This window comes from Amycolatopsis pretoriensis (assembly GCF_900107925.1).
Taxonomy (GTDB): Bacteria; Actinomycetota; Actinomycetes; order Mycobacteriales; family Pseudonocardiaceae; genus Amycolatopsis; species Amycolatopsis pretoriensis.
Genome location: NZ_FNUJ01000004.1, coordinates 566,086 through 583,933, shown reverse-complemented (window position 1 = coordinate 583,933; position 17,848 = coordinate 566,086). Strand labels below are relative to the sequence as shown.

At 70.5% G+C, this 17,848-nt stretch carries 15 protein-coding genes; 9 read left to right on the top strand and 6 right to left on the bottom strand.

From position 1 onward, the window contains the following. Positions 1-90: 90 nt before the first annotated feature. The 4 genes from BLV96_RS20365 to ssd form a co-directional block, all read right to left on the bottom strand. Complete coding sequence (locus BLV96_RS20365) at positions 91-861, bottom strand: type II secretion system F family protein (RefSeq protein ID WP_086684997.1); 771 nt, start codon at positions 859-861, stop codon at positions 91-93. Then, on the bottom strand, positions 855-2,006 hold the full coding sequence (locus BLV96_RS20360) for a TadA family conjugal transfer-associated ATPase (RefSeq protein ID WP_086684999.1): 1,152 nt from the start codon (positions 2,004-2,006) through the stop codon (positions 855-857). Before BLV96_RS20360 ends, BLV96_RS20365 begins: the two co-directional genes overlap by 7 nt. Before the next feature lie 246 nt (positions 2,007-2,252). Beyond that, a complete protein-coding gene (locus BLV96_RS49905) occupies positions 2,253-2,426 on the bottom strand; it encodes a hypothetical protein (RefSeq protein WP_158104245.1) in 174 nt (57 codons plus the stop codon). Next, positions 2,423-3,496 carry a septum site-determining protein Ssd gene (ssd, locus tag BLV96_RS20355; protein ID WP_086685002.1) on the bottom strand — a complete coding sequence of 358 codons (1,074 nt, stop codon included), beginning with the start codon at positions 3,494-3,496 and terminating at the stop codon, positions 2,423-2,425. The genes BLV96_RS49905 and ssd overlap by 4 nt, the downstream gene beginning before the upstream one ends. A gap of 600 nt (positions 3,497-4,096) precedes the next feature. Here ssd and BLV96_RS20350 point away from each other — a divergent pair. The 7 genes from BLV96_RS20350 (at position 4,097) to nicT (ending at position 13,711) form a co-directional block, all read left to right on the top strand. After that, complete coding sequence (locus BLV96_RS20350) at positions 4,097-4,927, top strand: HAD family hydrolase (protein ID WP_086679259.1); 831 nt, start codon at positions 4,097-4,099, stop codon at positions 4,925-4,927. A gap of 704 nt (positions 4,928-5,631) precedes the next feature. Then, positions 5,632-7,371 carry a glycoside hydrolase family 3 protein gene (locus BLV96_RS20345; RefSeq protein WP_086679258.1) on the top strand — a complete coding sequence of 580 codons (1,740 nt, stop codon included), beginning with the start codon at positions 5,632-5,634 and terminating at the stop codon, positions 7,369-7,371. Beyond that, entirely contained in the window at positions 7,368-8,627 is a 1,260-nt protein-coding gene (locus BLV96_RS20340) for an exo-beta-N-acetylmuramidase NamZ family protein (RefSeq protein ID WP_086679257.1), read from the top strand. The genes BLV96_RS20345 and BLV96_RS20340 overlap by 4 nt, the downstream gene beginning before the upstream one ends. A 46-nt stretch (positions 8,628-8,673) precedes the next feature. Beyond that, a complete protein-coding gene (locus BLV96_RS20335) occupies positions 8,674-10,395 on the top strand; it encodes a serine hydrolase domain-containing protein (protein WP_086679256.1) in 1,722 nt (573 codons plus the stop codon). A gap of 238 nt (positions 10,396-10,633) precedes the next feature. Continuing rightward, positions 10,634-11,608: a MurR/RpiR family transcriptional regulator gene (locus tag BLV96_RS20330; RefSeq protein ID WP_425266186.1), complete on the top strand. Its 975-nt coding sequence runs from the start codon at positions 10,634-10,636 to the stop codon at positions 11,606-11,608. Between the two features lie 23 nt (positions 11,609-11,631). Then, positions 11,632-12,561 carry an N-acetylmuramic acid 6-phosphate etherase gene (locus tag BLV96_RS20325; RefSeq protein ID WP_086679254.1) on the top strand — a complete coding sequence of 310 codons (930 nt, stop codon included), beginning with the start codon at positions 11,632-11,634 and terminating at the stop codon, positions 12,559-12,561. 52 nt (positions 12,562-12,613) lie between these two features. Next, positions 12,614-13,711: a Nickel transporter NicT gene (gene nicT, locus BLV96_RS20320; RefSeq protein ID WP_086679253.1), complete on the top strand. Its 1,098-nt coding sequence runs from the start codon at positions 12,614-12,616 to the stop codon at positions 13,709-13,711. On the opposite strand, the gene BLV96_RS20315 is transcribed toward nicT, so the two are convergent. Beyond that, a complete protein-coding gene (locus BLV96_RS20315; protein ID WP_086679252.1) occupies positions 13,708-14,430 on the bottom strand; it encodes a Fic family protein in 723 nt (240 codons plus the stop codon). The two genes, nicT and BLV96_RS20315, sit on opposite strands and share 4 nt — an antisense overlap. Continuing rightward, positions 14,427-14,924: a phosphoribosyltransferase gene (locus tag BLV96_RS20310; RefSeq protein WP_086679251.1), complete on the bottom strand. Its 498-nt coding sequence runs from the start codon at positions 14,922-14,924 to the stop codon at positions 14,427-14,429. The genes BLV96_RS20315 and BLV96_RS20310 overlap by 4 nt, the downstream gene beginning before the upstream one ends. A 113-nt stretch (positions 14,925-15,037) precedes the next feature. On the opposite strand from BLV96_RS20310, the gene BLV96_RS20305 reads away from it, so the two are divergent. Together BLV96_RS20305 and acs are read left to right on the top strand one after the other, a co-directional pair. Next, the gene (locus tag BLV96_RS20305; RefSeq protein WP_086679250.1) at positions 15,038-15,640 is read left to right on the top strand and encodes a GNAT family N-acetyltransferase; all 603 of its coding nucleotides are present in this window, start codon (positions 15,038-15,040) and stop codon (positions 15,638-15,640) included. 100 nt (positions 15,641-15,740) lie between these two features. Next, entirely contained in the window at positions 15,741-17,723 is a 1,983-nt protein-coding gene (acs, locus tag BLV96_RS20300) for an acetate--CoA ligase (protein WP_086679249.1), read from the top strand. Positions 17,724-17,848 lie beyond the last annotated feature (125 nt).

The following is a 17,848-nucleotide window of genomic DNA, read 5'->3' as shown; positions in this document are numbered from 1 at the left end:
GACGGTGTGCGGGGAAGGGCGCGCCCCGGCGAGGGACGCTCGTCGGCACCTCGGGGTGGCGGCGGGCCGTGTGTGCTGGGGTGGTCGGGGTCATTGGAGTTGCACCCGGCCCGTCAATGCTCGGCACCAAGCCGTTCCGGCCCACAGCAGGATGCTGCCCACCACCAGCAGGACCTGGCCTGGCGTGCTCTTCGTCAGTACCTGCAGCGGGGATGCGCCCATTACCTCGCCGAGCAGTACGCACAACGCCGGGAGCCCCGTCAGGACCGCTGCGCTTGCCCTCGGGCCGGCCAGCTTTGCTCGGGTTCGGCGCGCGAATGTCAGTGTTGCTTCCGCGTCGCGGTGGGTGGATTGCAGTACTTCCGCCAGTGGGAGGCCGTGGCGTTTGGCCAATGTCCATGCCGTTGCCAGCTGGGGGATGGCCGGTGCCTTCAGCTCGCCGTCGAGGCGGGCCGATGTTGCCAACGCGCGCAGGTCGCCGGATAGTGGCGGGACCACCTCGGCCGCTGCCTCCGCTGCTGTTACCGGGTGGGCTCCTGAACGCAGCTCGGAGACCATCGTGCGCAATGCCGTTGCCGTGTGGGTTGCCAGGTCGATGTCCGTCGCCGTTCGGCGGTGGGCCTTTCGCTCCTGGTGCCACGCCAGCGTCAGTACGCCTGCCGCGATCGCCCCTCCGGCGCCCGCCAAGAAGGCTGCAGCGGCGGTTGGGAGCAGCCAGCGGAGCACTGCCCACGCGTCGGGGACTCGGAATATCGTCGGGGGCTCGACCGCAGCTTGGAGACGCGTTGGCGACGCGGGCCAGCACGCCAGGGCCGCTCCCATGCACAGCGGGAACCATGGGGTGACGAGCGCGCTCAGCATGCGGTCGCCTCCTTTGTGGGGAACAGGTGGCGGTCGACCGTCCAGCGGCCCGCTCGCCACACCGGTACCACTCGTGCGCGGCCGTGTTCTGCTCGGAGAACGGCGACCTCCGCCAGACGTCGGTGGCCGCCTGGGTCGCGTCGCATGTGGAGGACCACTCGGATCGCCGCCACCAGCTGGCTGTGGACCGCGTCGCGGCTCAGGCCGCCCAGCGCCGCCAGCGCCTCCATGCGGGCCGGGACCTCGGCCGGGGAATTCGCGTGGACCGTGCACGCGCCGCCGTCGTGGCCCGTGTTCAAAGCGACCAGCAGTGCGCCGACCTCGGCGCCGCGGACCTCGCCGACCACCAGGCGGTCGGGGCGCATGCGCAGCGCCTGGCGGACCAGCTCCGGCAGGCCCACCGCGCCCGCACCCTCCACATTGGCCGGCCGGGCGACGAGGCTGACGAACTGGGGGTGCGCCGGCTGCAGCTCGCCGGCGTCCTCGACGCACACGATCCGCTCGGCCGGGTCGACCGCGCCGAGCAGCGCCGCCAGCAGCGTCGTCTTGCCCGCGCCCGTGCCGCCGGTGACCAGGAACGCCATCCGCCGCGAGACGACCGTCCGCAGCACCTTCGCGCCGTTCTCGTCGAACGCGCCGAGCTCCTGCAGCCTCGCGAGATCGTGCGTCGCCGGGCGCAGGACGCGCAGCGACAGGCACGTGCCGTTCGCCGCGACCGGTGGGAGCACGGCGTGCACGCGGATGCGGCCGTGGGGGCCGGCGCCGGGGAGCCAGCCGTCCACAAAGGGCTGTGCGTCGTCGAGCCGGCGGCCGGCCGCGAGCGCCAGGCGCTGCGCCAGCCGGCGGACGGCTTCTTCGTCCTGGAACCGGATATCGGTGCGGGTCAGGCCTTCCGCGCCGTCCGTCCAGACCTCGGCCGGGCCAGTGACGAGCACGTCGGTCGTCGCCGGGTTCTCCAGGAGCGGGGCCAGCGGGCCGGCGCCGACGAACTCGTCGCGGGCCCGGCGGGCCGCGTCGAGCACCTCGTCGTGGCCGAGCGCGCCGCCGGCTTCGGCCCGGACAGCCGTCGCGACCGCGACCGGATCGGCTTGGCGGCGGTCGCCGGCGAGGCGGTTGCGGACGCGGTCGACGAAGTCGGTGGTCACGGTCGCACCGCCTGGGGCCGGGTGGCACCGAGATGGGCCGTCACTCGAGTGCCCGCCGGCGCGGCCAGGAAGTTCTCCGTGGCCGGCAGGAGCTCGGCAGGCGGTACCGGCGGGTTGGTGCTCATCGGGCCACCTCCCGGGGCCGGGTGGCACCGGCACGGGCCGTCACACGAGTGCCTGCCAGCGCGGCCAGGAAGTTCTCCGTGGCCGGCAGGAGCTCGGCAGGCGGTACCGGCGAGTTGGTGCTCATCGGGCCACCGCCCGGGGCCGGGTGTCGCCGGCATGGGCCGTCACGCGAGTACCTGCCAGCGCCGTCAGGAAGTTCTCCGCGCTCACCGGGCCGCGGCCGGCGAGGGCCAGGACCGTGGGCAGCAGCAGCTCGGCCACCTTGACCGGCGGTGCCGGCGGGCTGGCGTTCATCTGCTCACCGCCCGGGCTTCGCGGCGCGCTACCGCCAAGACGTCGGCTGCCGCTTTGGCCAGCGGGCCCGCCGGCTTGGCCGGGAACTCGCCGCGCTCGATCGCCGCCGGCAGACCGCGCTCCGGCGCCATCGACGCCAGCAGTGGCGGGCCGAGGAGGCCGGCCGTCTGGACCGGCGGGACGCCGGATCGGGACCGTCCACACGCGACCACCCCGAGCCGGGCCGTCAGCGCCGACAGCGGCCGCAGCACCTGTTTCGCCGCCATGCAGGCGCGGAACTCCACCGGCACCACCAGCACGACGAGGTCGGCCACCGCGACCGCTTCCGCCGCCGCGTCGGTCAGCGTGCGCGGGAGGTCGCAGACCACCGTGCGGCCCGACCGGCGGGCGGCCGCGAGGACCGCCGACAGGGATTCGACCGCCGGGCCTTCGCCCTCGCGGCCGCACGCCAGCACCGGCAGGCTGCCGCCGCGGTGCCTTCGCTGCGGGAGGGCCGCCGCCAGCGCCGGTACCGAGACGCGGCCGCTCAGCCGGACCTCCGACCAGCGCGGTCCGGGGGTCTTTTCCAGCCCCAGCAACAGGTCGAGACCGCCGCCGAGTGGATCGCAGTCGACCAGCAGGGCCCCGCCCGGATCCCGGTCGGCCGCCAGCGCCAGCGTCGCGGCGAAGACGGACGCGCCCGCGCCGCCCCGGCCGCCGACCACGCCGAGCACCAGACCGGCCTCCTCCGCCGGGGTCTCGACGACGTCGGCGAAGGCGCCCGCGAGCTCGGTTTCCTCCTCCGGCAACGAGATCACGCGCTCGACGCCGCAGCGGAAGGCGCTCTCCCAGGTCCGCGGGCCCGGACTGCCCTTGCAGACCAGGAGGATCCCGGCCCGCCTGGGCAGCACGGGTGGCAGCCGCGCGGCTTCTTCGTCGAGGACCACCAGTGGCGCGCGGGCCCAGTGGCCGCGGGCCGCTGTCAGGTCCGGTGCGCGGTCGAGCTCGCAGCCCGCGACCGCTGCCACACGCAGGATTTCGTCGAGCACGGTTTCGTCCGCGGCGACCACGAGCGGTCGTTCCCCCGTCATGCGTTCCTCCCCCGTCGTCGGTGGGGCCGTGGGTGGCCCGGGTTCCACCGTCGCGGGGGGCGGCCCGGGGGCGCAACGGGGCGGACGGGCGGCTGTGGACAACCGGGGTGTTGTGGACAACTGCCGTCCGGCGCGCCGCTCGCGAGCCGGTTCTGTCGGTGGGGTGTGGCAAGATCGCGCCCGCCCGCGACGCACCTGCGGAAGAAAGCCCGGACGAATATCCGCATTCGAAGATTTCGACCGTTTTCGAGAATGTCCGGAAAACGGAATCGAGAAAGATTAGCGGAAGGCAAAACGGCCCGCACCGAAGGCGCGGGCCGAATGCAAGAAGAAGGTTAAGAGGGCGGCCCCCGCCAGGGGGGAGGGACGGGGGCCGCCGTGGGTTCAGCCCCGGGGGGTCGGACTGAACCGGCCCGGTTGGACACCGGGCTCCATCACTGTAACTCCGCCGGTGGCCGGTTCGCGCGCCGGGCGAGGCACACAGTTCGGTAACGGCACAGCGCGCCGGAAGTGCCTTCCTGTCATGGATTTTCCCCCCGCCGCGCCGCGCGGGTGGTGGATCAACGGGACGCGCCGCGATCAAGCTCCTATCCTGGGCAGGTGGCCGAACCGAGCAGCGCCCCGTCGCGCATCCGGAAGCCGGGCCCGGAGCACGCGGTGGCCGCGTTCTTCGACCTGGACAAGACGATCATCGCCTCGTCGAGCGCGCTGGCGTTCAGCAAGCCCTTGTTGAAAGAAGGATTGATCAACCGTCGCGCCGCGTTGCGGAGCGCCTACGCGCAGCTGGTCTTTTCGCTCGCCGGCGCCGACGAAAACAAGACCGAGCGGCTGCGGGCCGAGGTTTCCGCGCTGTGCGCGGGCTGGGACGTCGCCCAGGTTTCGGCGATCGTCCGCGAAACCCTGCACGACGTCGTCGACCCACTCGTGTATGCGGAGGCGGCCGAGCTGATCGCGCGCCACCGCGAAGACGGGCACGACGTCATCGTCCTGTCGGCGACCGGCGAAGAGGTCGTCGCGCCGGTGGCGGAGATGCTCGGCGCGACCCGGAGCGTCGCCACGCGGATGCAGATCGTCGACGGCCGCTACTCCGGCGAAGTCGACTTCTACTGTTACGGCGCCAACAAAGCCGTCGCCGCGAAGCAGCTCGCCGCGACCCACGGCTACGACCTCGCCGAGTGCTTCGCCTACACCGATTCGAGCACCGACATCCCGCTGCTCGAAGTCGTCGGGCACCCGCACGCGGTCAACCCGGACAAGCTCCTGCGGCGCGAGGCGCTCGAGCGCGGGTGGCCGATCCTGGCGTTCGACCGGCCGATGTCGCTGCGCAGCCGGATCCCCACCCGATCGGCGGGAATGGTCGCGCTCGGCGTCGGCGCGGTGGCCGCCGGGGCGACCTGGTACGGCCTCAATCGTCGCCGTCGGTCCCGATAGCCGACCGGGTCGCCACCCACACGGCCGCACGGCCCCGGCTTTGCTTGGCCCAGCCCCGAATTGTCCGTCGCGCAGGGTGCCGGTGTCACCCGATCCAGCCTCTGTACCGGTGCACCCATCCGCGCACTTGAAGTGACCGGGCTCACGGCGTAGAAAGTAGGTGCGGACGTTCGGTCGGCCAGGGAGCAGGTAGAAGAGAAGCCTGTTCCACCCCGGCAAACCTCCGTGCGCGGACTCCGGGTACCCACGCGCAGCGCGCCGCGGGAGGCTCGTCGTCTAGGGACTGCGTAGTGGGACGCCACACGCCGAGTCCATGTAGGTACGACCAGAGTTGCACGCTTGGTCGCCCGAGATGTTCGCGCTTGCAGGCGGCGCCCGTTGGCCCTTCGGGGTCACGGGCGCCGCCTCGTCTATGCGGTAGGCAGGTTTCCGGGAAAGCCGGGACAGCCCAGTGGAGGCGGTGGTCCGCCCCCCGTTCGGCCGCCGCGCACGCCGCGAACAGCGGCTTCCCCTACCGATCCGGGTACGACTCGGCCGTTGCCTCGGTCGGTCGATGGACATCGACGGATTCGGTGAGTAGCTTCCCGATACTGGCGCCTCCGAGTGGACTTCTCACGTCCGCCGGGCGCTCGCAACTTTCTGGGAGGCTGGTCGTGACGACCCGAAATCGGAGGTTCCATGCGCTCGCCCTGCCCGTCGCGGGGGTGCTCGCCCTCACCGGTGTGGGTGTCGCGACCGCGGCCAGTGCACCGCGGGTGAGCGCCGACGCGCAGGCCGAGGCCATGGCGACGCAGGCGCTGCGGGGGCTGACGCTCGAGCAAAAAGTCGGGCAGCTGTTCGTCACCTGGGTGAACGGCAAGTCCGCCGACGAGGTGAACCCGAAGAACCAGACCGACTTCGGGGTCGACACCCCCGCTCAGGTCGTCCGGAAGTACCACCTCGGTGGCGTCATCTACTTCAACAACGACTCGCGCGACAACTTCGACGACCCCGTCCAGGTCGCGAAGCTGTCCAACGGCCTCCAGATGGCCGCCATCACCAGCGGGGCGCACATCCCGCTGCAGGTCGCCGCCGACCAGGAAGGTGGCACCGTCACCCGGATGGGCGCGCCGGCCACCGAGTTCCCAAACGCCATGGCCATCTCCGCCGGGCGGGACACGAGCCGCGCCACCAAGGCCGCGACCATCCTCGGCCAGGAGCTGCGGGCCGTCGGCATCAACCAGGACTTCGCGCCCGACTCCGACGTCAACTCCAACCCCGTGAACCCGGTCATCGGCGTCCGCTCCTTCGCCGGGCAGCCCGGCCTGGCGAGCGACTTCGTCACCGCCGAGGTCGGCGGCTTCCAGAAGTCCGTCGCCGCGACCGCGAAGCACTTCCCCGGCCACGGCGCCGCGCCGACCGACAGCCACACCGGGCTGCCGCGGATCGACAGCACCGAGGACCAGTGGCGGGCCACCGACGTGCCGCCGTTCAAGGCCGCCATCAAGGCCGGCATCGACTCGATCATGACCGCGCACATCCAGTTCCCGAGCCTCGACCCGTCGCTGGAGCCGGCGACGCTGTCGAAGCCGATCGTCACCGGGAAGCTGCGGAACGAGCTCGGTTACAACGGCGTCGTCGTCACCGACTCCCTCGAGATGCAGGGTGTCCGCGAGATGCACAGCGACGCCGAAATCCCGGTCCTCGCCCTGAAGGCCGGCGTCGACCAGCTGCTCATGCCGGTGCACCTCGACGTCGCCATCAACTCGGTGCTCGCCGCCGTGAAGTCGGGTGACATCCCGATGCAGCGGATCGACCAGAGCGTGCTGCGCGTGCTGAAGCTGAAGTTCAAGAGCGGCATGCTGTTCGCGCCGTTCGTCGACCCGAACCGGGTGATGAAGACCGTCGGCACGCCGGCGAACCTCGCCACCGCGCAGGACATCGCCGACCGCGGCATCACGGCCGTCGCGAACGACGCCGGCGTCCTGCCGCTGAAGCAGAAGCCCGCCACGGCGCTCGTCACCGGCTGGGGCGTCTCCACGACGACGACACTCGCGCAGAAGCTGACCGCCCACGGCACGGCCGCGACGGCCTACCAGACCGGTCAGGCCCCGACGGACGCCCAGATCGCGCAGGCCGTCGCGAACGCCAAGAACGTCGACCTGGTCGTCGTGCTGACGAACAACATCGGCGGCTTCCCCCTGCAGACCAAGCTCCTGAACGCGCTGCAGGCCACCGGCAAGCCGGTCGTCGCGGTCGCCGCGCAGATCCCGTACGACGCGGGCTACGCGTCCACCGTGCAAACCTGGCTGGCGACCTACGGCTACATCGGGCCGACGCTCGAAGCGCTGGCCAAGGTGATCCTCGGCGAGACGAAGCCGGTCGGGAAGCTGCCGGTCGACATCCCGGCGGGCGCCGACGTGCACACCGTCAAGTACCCCTTCGGCCACGGGCTGACCTGGTGAACCTGAACCGGCGCCACTTCCTCGGCGCGGGCGCGCTCGCGGTCCCGGCTCTCGCGGGCGGCTCGGCCGTCGCCGAGGCCGAACCGGACAGCAAGCCCACCAGGGTGCTCACCGGCGCGGAGCAGCTGGCCGCCCAGGGCTGGCGGTCCCTCAAGGGCCGCAAGCTGGGCGTCCTGTCGAACCCGACCGGCGTCCTGCTGAACGGCGACCACATCGTCGACTCGATGGTCGCGGCCGGCGTCAAGCCGGTCGCGGCCTTCGGGCCCGAGCACGGCTTCCGCGGCAGCGCACAGGCCGGCGGCTCCGAAGGCGACTACACGGACCCGCGCACGGGCGTGCCCGTGTACGACGCGTACGGCGCCGACGCGGCGAAGCTCGCGACGCTGTTCACCAAAGCGGGCGTCGACACGGTCGTCTTCGACATCGCCGACGTCGGCGCGCGCTTCTACACCTACATCTGGTCGCTCTACACGGCGATGGTGGCCGCCGCGAAGACGAACGCCGCCTTCGTCGTGCTCGACCGGCCGAACCCGATCGGCGGCCGGGCGGCCGGCCCGCTGCTCGACCCCAAGTTCGCCTCGGGCATCGGCAAGAAGCCGATCGTCCAGCAGCACGGCATGACCGCCGGCGAGCTGGCCCGGTTCTTCGCCGAGGAGTTCCTGCCCGGCGAGGGCGTCAAGCTGGAGCACCTCGACGTCGTCGGAGTCCGCGGCTGGCAGCGTGACACGCTCTTCGCGCAGACCGGCCTGAACTGGGTGCTGCCGAGCCCGAACATGCCGACCCCGGACACGGCCCTCGTCTACCCCGGCACCGGCATGTTCGAGGGCACGGTCTTCTCCGAAGGCCGCGGCACGACCCGGCCGTTCGAGATCATCGGCGCGCCCGGGCTCGACTGGCGCTGGCGCGAGAAGCTCGAAGACCTGCGGCTGCCCGGCGCGAAGTTCCGCGAGACCTACTTCGTGCCGACGTTCAGCAAGTTCGTCAACCAGACCTGCGGGGGCGTGCAGGTCAGCGTCGACGACCCGCGCGTCTTCGACGCCATCCGCACCGCCGTCGCCATGCTCGTCACTGCGAAGGCCCTGCACCCGGACGTCTTCGCCTGGCGCCCGGACAACTACATCGACAAGCTCTCCGGGTCCGACCGGCTGCGGACCATGGTCGACGCCGGCGCGGGCGTCGACGAGGTCACCGGGGCCTGGCGGGCCGAGCTCACCGAGTTCGACCGCAGACGTCGTCACTACCTGCTCTACCGCTGAGGGGGAACTCGTGCGTGCTAGGAAGGTCATCGCCGCGGCCACCGGAGTGCTGGTCGCACTGACCACGTTGACCTCGGGAGCCAGCGCCATCGGACGCCACGACGACGCGGGCCGTTTCGACCGGCCGCAGCACGGCTTCGCCGCGCCGTGGACGACCCTGCGCGACGGACGCCCGCAAGAGGTCAACCTGGACCCGGCGCCGATCAAGGCCGCTGAGGACTTCCTGGCGAGCTGGACGAAACCGGACACGACCGGGCACCCGCACTTCTCCGGCGCGGTCGGCCTGCTGGCCCACGACGGCGTGGTCGTCGACCGCTACGCCGTCGGCGGCGCGCTGCGGTACGCCGACGCTGCGGGCACCGAACTGCCCGTCGACCAGCAGGTCCCGATGCGCAACGACACCATCTTCGACATGGCGTCGATCTCGAAGCTGTTCACCTCGATCGCCGTGCTGCAGCTGGTCGAACGCGGGCAGCTGACCATCGACACGCCCGTGTCGAAGTTCTTCCCGGAGTTCGCCACGGGCGACAAGGCCGCCATCACCATCAAGATGCTGCTCACGCACGTCTCGGGGTTCGACGCCGACCCGATCCCGTCGCTGTGGGCCGGCTACCCGGACATCCCGTCGCGCCGGCAGGCCGTGCTCGACAGCCCGCTGAAGAACAAGCCGGGCACGACCTACCTCTACTCCGACATCAACCTGCTCACCCTCGGCTTCATCGTCGAGAAGCTGACCGGGCAGCCCCTCGACAAGGTCGTCCACGACCGGATCACCGCGCCCCTGGGCATGGTCGACACCGGCTACAACCCGCCCGCGTCGAAGCTGAACCGCGTCGCCGCCACGGAGTACGAGGCGAACCCGCCGCGTGGGATGGTCCGCGGCAGCGTGCACGACGAGAACGCGTGGTCGCTCGGCGGCGTCGCCGGGCACGCGGGCGTGTTCAGCACCGCGAACGACATGGCCGTCCTCGCCCAGACGATGCTCAACGGCGGCAGCTACCGCGGGCACCGGATCCTCGGCGAGGACACCGTGCGGCAGATGATGCTGACGAACTACAACCAGCAGTTCCCGGACGACGCGCACGGCCTGGGCTTCGAGCTCGACCAGCCCTGGTACATGGGCGCGCTGGCGTCCCCGGTCACCGCCGGGCACACCGGCTTCACCGGGACGACGCTGGTCATCGACCCCGAGTCGCGCTCCTTCGCGATCCTGCTGACCAACCGCGTGCACCCGAGCCGGAACTGGGGCTCGATCAACACCGCGCGCCAGGTGTGGGCGACCTCGCTGGCCCGGGCCATGGCCGTCGAGCCGAAGGCCGGGAAGGACGCCTGGACGAGCACGCTGGGTAACGCGAGCGTCGCCACGCTGAGTACCGGCCCGTTTACTACGCAAAGTGATCAAGCGCGCGTGTCCTTTTACGCCTTCGTGGACACCGAGGGAAGCTCTGATCCACTTCAGCTGCAAGCGACCACCGACGGGGTGAACTGGCAACCGATCGCGCTGTCGGTTTCCGGTCCGGGCGCACCCTCCGGAGATGTGACGTCGCTCTCCGGGCACGGGCACCGTGCCTGGTGGCGGGCGGCGGGCACGCTGCCGCGCGGCGCGTCGGTGAGCCTGCGGTGGCGTTACAGCACCGACCCGAGTTACACGGGTCGCGGAGTTTCGGTCGACGGTGTGAAAGTCACCGAGAGCGGCCGATCACTCCTCGACGGTGAACGAAATCCCGCCGCGTTCGTCGCGGAGGGTTGGCAGTTGAGCTCAAGGTGACAGCGCTGTCGCTGACCGTCGAACTTCGAACCGAATTTACCGTCCGCTTGCCGTTTGCGCCGCGACACTAAGTTGCCAAGTCGTTAGCTTGACCTCGTTAACAAGACCGACCTGGTTGGCGACTTTCTGGTCAGTGATTAATCGCAAATCCAGATCCGCAGACACGGACGGGTTGCGATCCGACCGAAGGGTGTGGGTAGCCTTGTCGCAGATGCCAACGGTTAGTAACTTTCCGACGGTGAGTGATACCGAATCCGTAGTCGGCACGGCACCGTCCGAGCCCGTATCGGTCCAGCCGGCCGTGCGGGACGCGGACGCGAGCCCGCTGGTCCGGATCCGGTCCCTGCTCCCCGGCCTGGCCCGCGCCGAGCAGCGCGTGGCGAAGGTGGTGCTGGAGGATCCCGCGCAGGTCGCGAGACGCAGCATCACCGAAGTGGCCTTGGCGGCCAACACGAGCGAGACGACGGTGACGCGCTTCTGCAAGGCGGTCGGCGTCGGCGGGTACCCGCAGCTGCGCATCGCGCTGGCCGCGGACACCGCGCGCACCGAGGCGCGCACCACGCGCAACCTCGGCGGCGAGATCGGGCCGGAGGACGACCTCGCGGCCGTCATCGGCAAGGTCAGCTTCGCCGACGCGCGGGCCGTCGAGGAGACGGCCGACCAGCTCGACGTCGCCACGCTGGAGCGCGTGATCGAGGTCGTCGCGAACGCCGGCCGCGTGGACGTCTACGGCGTGGGCGCCAGCGCGTTCGTCGCCGCGGACCTTCAGCAGAAGCTGCACCGCATCGGCCGCGTGTGCTTCTCGTGGTCGGACACGCACATCATGCTCACCTCGGCCGCGGTGCTGAGCCCCGGTGACGTCGCCATCGGCGTCTCGCACACCGGCGCGACCACCGACACCGTCGAGGCGCTGCGGGTGGCCCGGGAGCACGGCGCGATCACCATCGCCGTGACGAACTTCCCGCGGTCCCCGATCACCGAGGTCGCCGACTACGTTTTGACGACGGCAGCCCGGGAAACCACGTTCCGGTCGGGCGCGACGGCGAGCCGCATCGCCCAGCTCACCGTCATCGACTGCCTGTTCATCGGCGTCGCGCAGCGGCACATGGACGCGTCGGTCAACGCCCTGGACGCGACCAGGGACGCGGTCGGCTCGCACCGCTTGGGGGTCAGGCCGGACGGTCGTCGCCGTCCGCGGGAAACCGGCAAGTAATGACCGGAGAAAATGTGAGGCGCATGATGACCGTCCCCACGCAGGCGGTGCACGTCGATTCGCCGACCGAAACCCGCAATCCCCGCACCACGGACATCGACCTGATGTCCACCGCGGGGATCCTGGGCGCGATCAACGCCGAAGACCGCACGGTCGCCGGCGCCGTGGCCGCGGTGCTGCCCCAGGTGGCGCGCGCGGTGGACTACGCGGTGGACGCCCTGCGGGCCGGCGGCCGGGTGCACTACGTCGGCGCGGGCACGTCCGGGCGCCTCGCCACGCTGGACGCGGCGGAGCTGGTGCCGACGTTCAACGTGCCGTCGGACTGGTTCATCGCGCACCACGCCGGCGGCGAGCGCGCGCTGCGCCAGGCCGTCGAAAACGCGGAGGACGACGACGGGGCCGGCGCGGCCGAGATGGCCGCGATGGTCCAGCCGGGCGACTTCGTGCTGGGGCTGACGGCGTCGGGCAGGACGCCGTACGTCTTGGGCGCGCTGCTGGCCGCGTCGCGCCAGGGCGCCCGCACCGGCCTGGTGTCGGGCAACCCGAAGGCCGCGAAGCCGGCGGGCGTCGACGTGCTCATCGCGGTCGACACCGGCCCGGAGGCGATCGCCGGCTCGACCCGGATGAAGGCGGGCACGGCGCAGAAGATGATCCTCACGTCGTTCTCCACGGCGACGATGATCAAGCTGGGCCGGACCTACTCCAACCTCATGGTCAGCATGCGGGCGACGAACGCGAAGCTGCGCGGCCGGACCATCCGGATCCTGCAGGAAGCCACCGGCATGACGATGGCGGACTGCTCGGACGCGCTCACCGAGGCCGGGGGCGACCTCAAGGTGGCGCTGGTGCACTTGCTGTCCGGCGAGGACGTCAAGAGCGCGGCGAAGGCACTGCACGCGTCGGGCGGGCACGTGCGGAAGGCGCTCGACCTGGTGCGGGTGCGCGCGAGCTAGACCATCATCTGTTCACCTGTCTAACCTCTCAGATGAGGAAGGGCGGGCGGCGATGGTGGGCACGGGTACGAAAGACGGCTCGCGGCGTGGGCTCTCGCGCCGCGAGTGGGTGTCCGTCGGCGGGATGGCGGGGTTCGTCCTGCTCCTCAACGTCGTGGGCTGGGTGGTGCTGGCGGTCTTCGTCGCGCCCCACCACTACGCGCTGGGCACGACGGGCGTGTTCGGGATCGGGCTGGGCGTCACGGCGTTCACGCTCGGCATGCGGCACGCGTTCGACGCCGACCACATCGCGGCGATCGACGGCACCACCCGCAAGCTGATGGCCGACGGCCAGCGCCCGCTTTCGGTCGGGTTCTGGTTCTCCCTCGGGCACTCGACGATCGTGTTCGCGCTGTGCCTGCTGCTCTCGCTGGGCGTCCGCGCGCTGGCCGGGCAGGTCGAGGACGACTCCTCGGCGTTGCACGACGCCACCGGCCTCATCGGCACGTCGGTGTCCGGCGTGTTCCTGTACGTGATCGCGATCCTCAACCTCGTCGTGCTGATCGGGATCCTGCGGGTCTTCAAGAAGATGCGCCACGGCGAGTTCGACGAAGCCGCGCTGGAGCACCAGCTGGACAACCGCGGTGTCATGAACCGGCTGCTGCGCGGCGCGACGAAGGCCGTGCGCAAGCCGTGGCACATCTACCCCGTCGGCGTGCTGTTCGGGCTGGGTTTCGACACCGCGACGGAAATCGGGCTGCTGGTGCTGGCCGCCGGCGCGGCGACGTTCGCCCTGCCCTGGTACGCGATCCTCGTGCTGCCGATCCTGTTCGCCGCCGGCATGAGCCTGTTCGACACCGTGGACGGCTGCTTCATGAACTTCGCCTACGGCTGGGCGTTCGCGAAGCCGGTGCGCAAGATCTTCTACAACATCACGGTGACGGCGTTGTCGGTCGCGGTGGCGCTGGTGATCGGGACCATCGAGCTGGTGTCGATCCTCGCCGAGAAGCTGGACATCACCTCGGGACCGCTGGCCGCGATCGCGTCGGTGGACCTGGACTACGTCGGGTTCGGGATCGTCGGGCTGTTCGTGCTGACGTGGGTCGTCGCGCTCGCGGTGTGGCGGTTCGGGCGGATCGAAGAGAAGTGGTCGGCGAAGCTGTCCAATTAGGACGCCGCGTCCGAAATGCTCTTCGCTTCGCGCGCACCGGCTTCGAACGCTTCGCAGCAGAAGAGCAGCCACTCGCGTACGCCGTCCGGCGAACCGCTCGCGAATCCCTCCGCGGTTTCCAAATACTTTGGCACCCGCCGGAAGAACGCGACTTCGGGAACGCTCAACGCCTTCGGGTCCAAGCCGGTCGCGACCATCGTCAGCCGCGCGGCCGCGCGGGCCACGACACCGTCCGCGCTGCCGAACGGCTTGAGCGCCAGCAGTTCTCCGTGCACCACGGCGGTCAGGACCGGGCCCGGCACCGACGTCGCACCCGTGACGAGCTGGGCGAGCAGTTCCAAGCGGCCGCCACCGGACCGCGGGCGGCCCAACGCGTCCAGGTCGTCGACGAGGTCGGCCGCGGCGAGAACGTGCAGGCGCGCCAAGGCTTGCAGAGGCGCGCGGCGCCACGTCGGGAGCAGCGTTTCGAGCGTCTCCGCGACGCGCAGCGCGCCGGCGAGCACCGGGTCGGCGACGGCACCGTCAAGAGGTAGTTCGGGGTTCGCGCCCTCGATGCCGGCGGACGCGCGGGCCGCGCGGACCGACGCCTCGGCCGCGGTCGCCGCGCCGCCGCGGAGGTTGGCCGGGAGCCGGTGGACCGCGAACACGGCGTCCTGCGCGGACTTCGCGGCCGCGGCGACGCCTTCGAGGTCGAGGAGCGGCTTCAGCGGGTCGGTCATGCGTCGAGCACCTGTCCTTCGCGGGCGACCACGGGCGGCAGCACCGACCACGGGAAGTTGATCCACTTTTCGGTGTGCCGCCAGACGTACTCGCACTTGACCGTCGAGTGCGGCTTTTCGTAGACGACGGCCGAGCGCACCTCGGCGACGTGCTCGAGGCAGAAGTCGCGGACCAGCTTGAGCGTGGCGCCGGTGTCGGCGACGTCGTCGGCGATCAGCACCTTCTTGCTCGTCAGGTCGACGACGTTGGGCACCGGCGGCAGCATCACCGGCAGGTCGAGGCGCTGGTCGACGCCGGTGTAGAACTCGACGTTCATCACGTGCAGGTTCTTCACGTCGAGCGCGTAGCCGAGCGCGCCGGCGACGAACAGGCCGCCGCGGGCGATGGACAGGATGAGGTCCGGCGCGAAGCCGTCGTCGGCGATGGTGTGAGCCAGTTCACGGCTCGCGGTGCCGAACAGCTCCCAGCTCAGCTCTTCCCGCTCTTCGGCCATCGATCTCGCCCTTCGTCGTGGTTCAGCCGAGCATAGGCAACGCCGAAGTGGCCTGTGGAAATGCTCGGAAATTGGCTATCAGAGACAGCCATTGCGCCGCTTACGGTGAGCATGTGACCGACTGGAGCACCCGACCGACCCTGTCCGGCGAGCACGTCCGTCTTGAGCCGCTGATGCCCGAGCACGCCAAGGGCCTCCTGGAAGCCGGCGCCGACCCGGGCATCTGGGCGTGGCTCAGCATCCGGCAGCCGGGGGATCTTCCCGAAGCGGAGCGGATGGTCGAGCAGGCGCTCGAAGAGCCCGGCCGGCTGCCCTTCGCGCAGATCGACGCCGCTTCCGGACGCGTCGCCGGGACGACGTCGTACTACCAGGTCGTCGAGAAGCACCGGATCCTTTCGATCGGGCACACGTGGATCGGCGCGGACTGGCAGCGCACCGGCCTGAACACCGAATCGAAGCTGCTCCTGCTGACCCACGCCTTCGAAACCCTTGACGCGCAACGGGTCTGCTGGGAGACCGACATCCGCAACCTGCGCTCGCAACGCGCCATCGAACGGCTCGGCGCGCTGCGCGAAGGTGTCCTGCGCGCGCACCGGATCCGGCCGGACGGCTCGTCGCGCGACACCGTCACCTATTCGATGCTGGCGCCGGAGTGGCCCGCCGCGAAGGCGCGGCTGAACGAACGCTTAGTCACCGGGGCTCGCCTGGCACGGTGAAACGGGCGGGCAACGTGGGTGCAACCTTTTACAAGGCGGACTAACGTCGCTAGCGTGCCGCTAGCCGTCATGTCGGCGCACTACAGGAGGCCTTGCAACCATGACCGAGCAGTCCCCCGCCCTGGACAACCTGCTCACCGAGAGCCGCACGTTCCCGCCCAGTGACGAATTCGCTGGCCAGGCCAATGCGAAGGCCGATCTCTACGCCGAGGCGGACGCCGATCGCGAAGCGTTCTGGGCGAAGCAGGCGGAGCGGCTGACGTGGGACACGAAGTGGACCACGGTACTGGACTGGACCAATGCGCCCTTCGCGAAGTGGTTCGTCGGCGGCAAGCTGAACGTCGCGTACAACTGCGTCGACCGGCACGTCGAGTCCGGGCACGGCGAGCAGGTCGCGATCCACTGGGTCGGCGAGCCGGGTGACACGCGGGACATCACCTACGCCGAGCTGAAGACCGAGGTTTCCAAGGCCGCCAACGCACTCGCGTCCCTCGGTGTCGCCGCCGGCGACGTCGTGGCGATCCAGCTGCAGATGGTCCCCGAGGCCATCTTCGCGATGCTCGCGTGCGCGCGGATCGGCGCGCTGCACAACGTCGTCTTCGGCGGCTTCTCGCCGACGGCGTTGCGGGCCCGCGTCGACGACGCCGCCGCGAAGGTCGTGATCACCTCCGACGGCCAGTTCCGCCGCGGCAAGGCCGCGCCGATGAAGGCCAACGTCGACGAAGCGCTCGAAGGCGCCGAAACGGTCGAGAAGGTCATCGTCGTCAAGCGCACCGGCGACAAGCTCGAGGGCGACGTCCCGTGGACCGACGACCGCGACCTCTGGTGGCACGAGCTCGTCGACGAACAGTCCGAAGAGCACACTCCCGAAGCCTTCGACAGCGAGCACCCGCTGTTCATCCTCTACACGTCCGGGACGACCGGGAAGCCGAAGGGCATCCTGCACACTTCGGGCGGCTACCTGACGCAGACGGCGTACACGCACCACAACGTCTTCGACCACAAGGCCGGCGAGGACGTCTACTGGTGCACCGCGGACATCGGCTGGATCACCGGCCACAGCTACATCGTCTACGGCCCGCTCGCCAACCGCGTCACGCAGGTCGTCTACGAAGGCACGCCGAACACCCCGCACGAGGGCCGGCACTGGGAGATCATCCAGAAGTACAAGGTCTCCCTCTACTACACGGCGCCGACGCTGATCCGCACCTTCATGAAGTGGGGCGCGGAAATCCCGGAGAAGTACGACCTGTCGTCGCTGCGGGTGCTGGGTTCGGTCGGCGAGCCGATCAACCCCGAGGCGTGGATCTGGTACCGCGAGAACATCGGTGCGGGCAAGACGCCGATCGTCGACACGTGGTGGCAGACCGAAACCGGCGCGATCATGATTTCGCCGCTGCCGGGCGTGACGTCCACCAAGCCGGGCTCGGCGCAGAAGGCGCTGCCGGGCATTTCCGCGAAGGTCGTCGACGACCAGGGCACCGAGGTCGGCCCGGGCGGCGGCGGGTACCTGGTGCTCGACAAGCCGTGGCCGTCCATGCTGCGGGGTGTCTGGGGCGACGAGGAGCGCTTCCGCGACACGTACTGGTCGCGCTTCAAGGACCAGGGCTTCTACTTCGCCGGCGACGGCGCGAAGTACGACAACGACGGCGACGTCTGGCTGCTGGGCCGCGTCGACGACGTGATGAACGTGTCCGGCCACCGCATCTCGACGACCGAGGTCGAGTCGGCGCTCGTGTCGCACCCGACGGTGGCCGAGGCCGCGGTCGTCGGCGCGACCGACCCGACGACCGGCCAGGGCATCGTCGCGTTCGTCATCCTGCGCGGCAACGCGGTCGACGGCGGCGAGGAGGCCATCCAGGCACTGCGCAACCACGTCGCCAAGGAGATCGGGCCGATCGCGAAGCCGCGGCAGATCATGGTCGTGCCGGAGCTGCCGAAGACGCGTTCGGGCAAGATCATGCGCCGCCTCCTGCGTGACGTCGCGGAGAACCGGCAGGTCGGCGACGTGACCACGCTGGCCGACTCGTCGGTGATGGACCTGATCTCGTCGGGCCTGAAGTCGGGCAAGTCCGAGGAGTGAGCTAGCGTTCTCCCCGTCAGAGCCCTTCCGGCTTCGCGCCGGGAGGGCTCTGTCATGACCCCCCGAGTGGCACGGCTCGAACGCATGTTCTACGCTGTGCCGCGAACCACACCCCCTTCCCGGGC

What these genes read in the sequence shown, in the direction of transcription:
- BLV96_RS20315 (WP_086679252.1), bottom strand. Translation starts at nt 14,430, where the DNA reads ATGACCGACCCGCTGAAGCCGCTCCTCGACCTCGAAGGCGTCGCCGCG.
- BLV96_RS49905 (WP_158104245.1), bottom strand. Translation starts at nt 2,426, where the DNA reads ATGAACGCCAGCCCGCCGGCACCGCCGGTCAAGGTGGCCGAGCTGCTG.
- nicT (WP_086679253.1), top strand. Translation starts at nt 12,614, where the DNA reads ATGGTGGGCACGGGTACGAAAGACGGCTCGCGGCGTGGGCTCTCGCGC.
- BLV96_RS20325 (WP_086679254.1), top strand. Translation starts at nt 11,632, where the DNA reads ATGATGACCGTCCCCACGCAGGCGGTGCACGTCGATTCGCCGACCGAA.
- BLV96_RS20310 (WP_086679251.1), bottom strand. Translation starts at nt 14,924, where the DNA reads ATGGCCGAAGAGCGGGAAGAGCTGAGCTGGGAGCTGTTCGGCACCGCG.
- BLV96_RS20365 (WP_086684997.1), bottom strand. Translation starts at nt 861, where the DNA reads ATGCTGAGCGCGCTCGTCACCCCATGGTTCCCGCTGTGCATGGGAGCG.
- ssd (WP_086685002.1), bottom strand. Translation starts at nt 3,496, where the DNA reads ATGACGGGGGAACGACCGCTCGTGGTCGCCGCGGACGAAACCGTGCTC.
- acs (WP_086679249.1), top strand. Translation starts at nt 15,741, where the DNA reads ATGACCGAGCAGTCCCCCGCCCTGGACAACCTGCTCACCGAGAGCCGC.